The sequence below is a fragment of the Frankia sp. BMG5.23 genome, from assembly GCF_000685765.2.
GTDB lineage: Bacteria > Actinomycetota > Actinomycetes > Frankiales > Frankiaceae > Frankia > Frankia casuarinae.
Window position 1 is genome coordinate 1 of the sequence record NZ_JDWE01000126.1, and the last position, 3,308, is coordinate 3,308.

The 3,308-nt window shown below is 70.1% G+C and carries 3 protein-coding genes and 3 pseudogenes; 5 read left to right on the forward strand and 1 reads right to left on the reverse strand.

The window, feature by feature from the left end:
- Positions 1-96 (forward strand): annotated as a pseudogene (locus BMG523DRAFT_RS25025) (SAM-dependent methyltransferase); the annotation flags it as partial.
- 291 nt (positions 97-387) lie between these two features.
- Here the strand turns inward: BMG523DRAFT_RS25025 and BMG523DRAFT_RS26070 are convergent.
- Positions 388-723 carry a hypothetical protein gene (locus BMG523DRAFT_RS26070; protein ID WP_198537979.1) on the reverse strand — a complete coding sequence of 112 codons (336 nt, stop codon included), beginning with the start codon at positions 721-723 and terminating at the stop codon, positions 388-390.
- Between the two features lie 123 nt (positions 724-846).
- On the opposite strand from BMG523DRAFT_RS26070, the gene tnpA reads away from it, so the two are divergent.
- From tnpA to tnpB, 4 genes and pseudogenes are all read left to right on the forward strand, one after another.
- On the forward strand, positions 847-1,269 hold the full coding sequence (gene tnpA, locus BMG523DRAFT_RS21925) for an IS200/IS605 family transposase (protein WP_035734823.1): 423 nt from the start codon (positions 847-849) through the stop codon (positions 1,267-1,269).
- Positions 1,266-1,764, forward strand: a pseudogene (locus BMG523DRAFT_RS23950) (helix-turn-helix domain-containing protein); the annotation flags it as partial. The gene tnpA and the pseudogene BMG523DRAFT_RS23950, both read left to right, overlap by 4 nt.
- A 57-nt stretch (positions 1,765-1,821) precedes the next feature.
- On the forward strand, positions 1,822-2,394 hold the full coding sequence (locus tag BMG523DRAFT_RS21930) for an IS607 family transposase (RefSeq protein ID WP_035942210.1): 573 nt from the start codon (positions 1,822-1,824) through the stop codon (positions 2,392-2,394).
- Positions 2,391-3,308, forward strand: a pseudogene (gene tnpB, locus BMG523DRAFT_RS21935) (IS607 family element RNA-guided endonuclease TnpB); the annotation flags it as partial. The gene BMG523DRAFT_RS21930 and the pseudogene tnpB, both read left to right, overlap by 4 nt.

Below are 3,308 nucleotides of genomic sequence, written 5' to 3' on the forward strand. Positions count from 1 at the left end.
GTGCAGATCGTCCATCGCTGGCGGGCCGAGGTGACCCCGGACGGCCCGACCGATGCCCAGGTCAGCTGGTACGGCGGTGTCGCCCGGATGCCCTGAGCACTGACCCGCGCGAGCGTTCACGAGGTCGGGTCCGCATGATCGCGCGGTGGTCCCATGCGCGGTGGTCCCATGCGCGGTGGTCCCATGCGCGGTGGTCCATGCGCGGTGGCCACGTTGTGGGGGGCAAGGCACGGTCCAGGGGACCGTGGACCGTGCTCAGGTCCTGCGCATTCACCGGCCGACGTGTCGGACCCGGGTGGGATGGTGGCTTTCGTCGCCGATGACGGTGGTGTAGTCTGTGAACCGAGTACACAGCAATCAAGTACACAGCAATCAAGTATGCGGCGATCAAGTATGCGGCAATCGAGGGCACAGCATTCGTGGCGGGTCGTCGAGGCCCGGTGGATGCCGAGGGGGGAGACGCGCCGTGGTGGAGCCGGAGGCCGAGGGTGGGCTGTTCCCCGTGCCGCGGGGGATCCCAGGGCGGCAGAGGGTCCAGGGGCGCACCACCGAGGCCACGAAGGCATCCCGGTCCGGCTCCGGCATCCACACGGCCGCCTGGTCGAGATACCAGGCGATAATCCACAGCCGGTGCCAGTCGAGCGCCCACACCTCGGCGGGTAGGCCCCCGCGGGGACGGGACGTCTCCGCCGCGCCGCCAGCCCTGATGTAGGCCCAGATCATCCACCGAAGACTCGCCGGGTCCGCCCATCGAGTTGTCCGGAGGGGATTGTCGCCTTCAGGCGACAGGGGAATCCGGTACGGACCGCAAGTGACTAGACATGCCACGCTGGTATAGTCGGTGGCATGGGACGGCAGGTGACGGCGGGCGCGGGCGGGGTCTACGACCTCGGCTACCACGTCGTGTGGTGCCCCAAGTATCGCCGTCCCGTGCTCACCGGCGGGGTGCGCGAGCGGCTTGACGCGCTGCTGCGCGAGAAGTGCGCCGAGCATGACTGGCCGGTCATCGCGCTGGAGGTCGAGCCGGACCACGTGCACCTGTTCGTCAAGGCTCACCCGAAGCACTCCCCGTCGTACGTTGCGAACCAGTTGAAGGGCTTCACGTCCCACGTGCTGCGCGCCGAGTTCCCGCATCTCAGATCCCGGCTGCCCACCCTGTGGTCCCGGTCGTACTTCGTGGCGACCGTCGGCGCGGTGTCAGCCGGGACGGTGACCCGGTACATCGAGACGCAGAACGAACGCCCGTGGCGCAAGGCGGCGGCGCGGTGAGGCGGACGTACAAGTTCCTGCTGCGCCCGACGGCGCATCAGGTCGCGTCGTTGACCGTGATGCTGAACGACCACCGCGCGCTCTACAACGCGGCGTTGCGGGAGCGTCGGGGCGCCTACGCGCACCCGTCGAAGACCAGGGTCGAGTACGGGGACCAAGTCGGCCCAGCTGAAGGACATCCGGGCGTACGACCCACCTCAGGCCCGATGGTCGTTCTCCTCCCAGTAGGCCACCCTGCGACGCCTCAACCTGTCGTTCGCCGCGTTCTTCCGCCATGTGAAGGCTGGCGAGACGCCCGGCTACCCGCGCTTCAAGGGCGCCGGGCACTTCGACACCGTGACGTGGCCTGTCGACAACGACGGCTGCCGTTGGGACTCCCAGCCTGACAACCCGGCCCGGACGTTTGTGCGGTTCCAGGGTGTCGGGCACGTGAAGGTCCACCAGCGCCGGCCGGTACAGGGCGCAGTCAAGATCCTGTCCGTCAAACGCGAGGGTGTCAACTGTCGCTCGTCCAGTAGTCATTGGCGCTCTATAGTGAGCTATGATGGTCATGTGAACCTCAAGGAGTGGGCCGAGTCGCAGGGTGTGGCGTATGTGACCGCGCGCCGTTGGTACGCGGCCGGCAAGCTCCCAGTTCCGGCGCGCAGGGTCGGCGGGCTGATCCTCGTCGGCGAACCTGACCAGCCGACGGGCGATGGGCTGACCGCCGTGTACGCCCGGGTGTTGTCGGCGGACCAGCGTCCCGACCTGGACCGGCAGGTCGCCCGGGTGACAGCCTGGGCGACCGGGCAGAACCTGCCCGTCGGCAAGGTCGTGACCGAGGTCGGCTCGGCACTCAATGGCCACCGCCGGAAGTTCCTTGCGCTGCTGCGCGACCCGGACGTGGCGACGATCGTCGTCGAGCACCGGGACCGGTTTGCCCGGTTCGGCGCCGAGTATGTCGAGGCGGCGCTGTCGGCGCAGGGCCGGCGGCTGCTGGTCGTCGACCCGGGCGAGGTCGACGACGACCTGGTGGGCGACGTCACCGAGATCCTGACGTCGCTGTGCGCCCGGTTGTACGGTCGCCGGGCCGCCGTGAACCGTGCCACGCGTGCGGTCGCCGCCGCCACCGAGGCAGCCGAATGACGACGTTGCAGGCGTACCGGTTCGCCCTCGACCCGAACGACGCCCACCTGGCCGGCCTGGCCCGCCACGCCGGGGCGGCCCGGTTCGTCTACAACTGGGGCCTGGGCTTGGGTGAAGGCGGCGCTCGCGCAGCGCGACGCCGAGCAGAGCTACGGCCTGACCGGCGACGCGCTCACCGCGGTGCCGTGGACGCTGCCCGCGCTGCGGCTGCGCTGGAACCAGGTGAAGAACGACGTTGCCCCCTGGTGGAGCGAGTGCTCGAAGGAGGCGTTCCGCGCCGGGCTCGACCAGCTTGCCCGCGGGTTGAAGAACTTCACCGACTCCCGGCAAGGGAAGCGGAAGGGCCGGCGGGTCGGCTTTCCCAGGTTCAAGAAGCGCGGGAGGGCCCGTGACTCGTTCCGGTACACCACCGGCGCCTACGGCCCGGCTGACGAGACCTACGTGAAGCTGCCCCGGATCGGGCGGGTGAAGGTCCACGAGCCGATGGGCGCCCTGACCGGCCGGCTGGCCGACGGACGGGCGCGGCTGCTCGGCGTGACCGTGTCCCGGACCGCAGGCCGCTGGTTCGTGTCGTTCACCGTCGAGGTCGACCGCGACGTTCCCAAGCGGCCGTCGCGACGGCAACGCGCGGGCGGCCCCGGTGGGCGTCGACCTCGGCGTGAAGCACCTCGCCGTTCTGTCGACCGGGCAGACCGTTCCCAACCCGAAGCACTACCAGCGGGCCGAACGGCGACTGCGCCGGGCGTCGCGGGCCCACGCCCGGTCGAAGCCGGGCAGCGCTGGGCGGCGGCAGCGCGCCGCCCAGCTCGCGACGATCCATGTCCGGGTCGCGAACCAGCGCCACAACGGGCTGCACAAGCTCACGACCCGGCTCGCCCGGTCCCACGACACGGTCGTCGTCGAAGATCTGCACG

Bases quoted from the DNA above. Each gene is read 5' to 3' on its own strand.
- tnpA (WP_035734823.1), top strand. From the start codon at position 847: ATGGGACGGCAGGTGACGGCGGGCGCGGGCGGGGTCTACGACCTCGGC.
- BMG523DRAFT_RS26070 (WP_198537979.1), bottom strand. From the start codon at position 723: ATGATCTGGGCCTACATCAGGGCTGGCGGCGCGGCGGAGACGTCCCGT.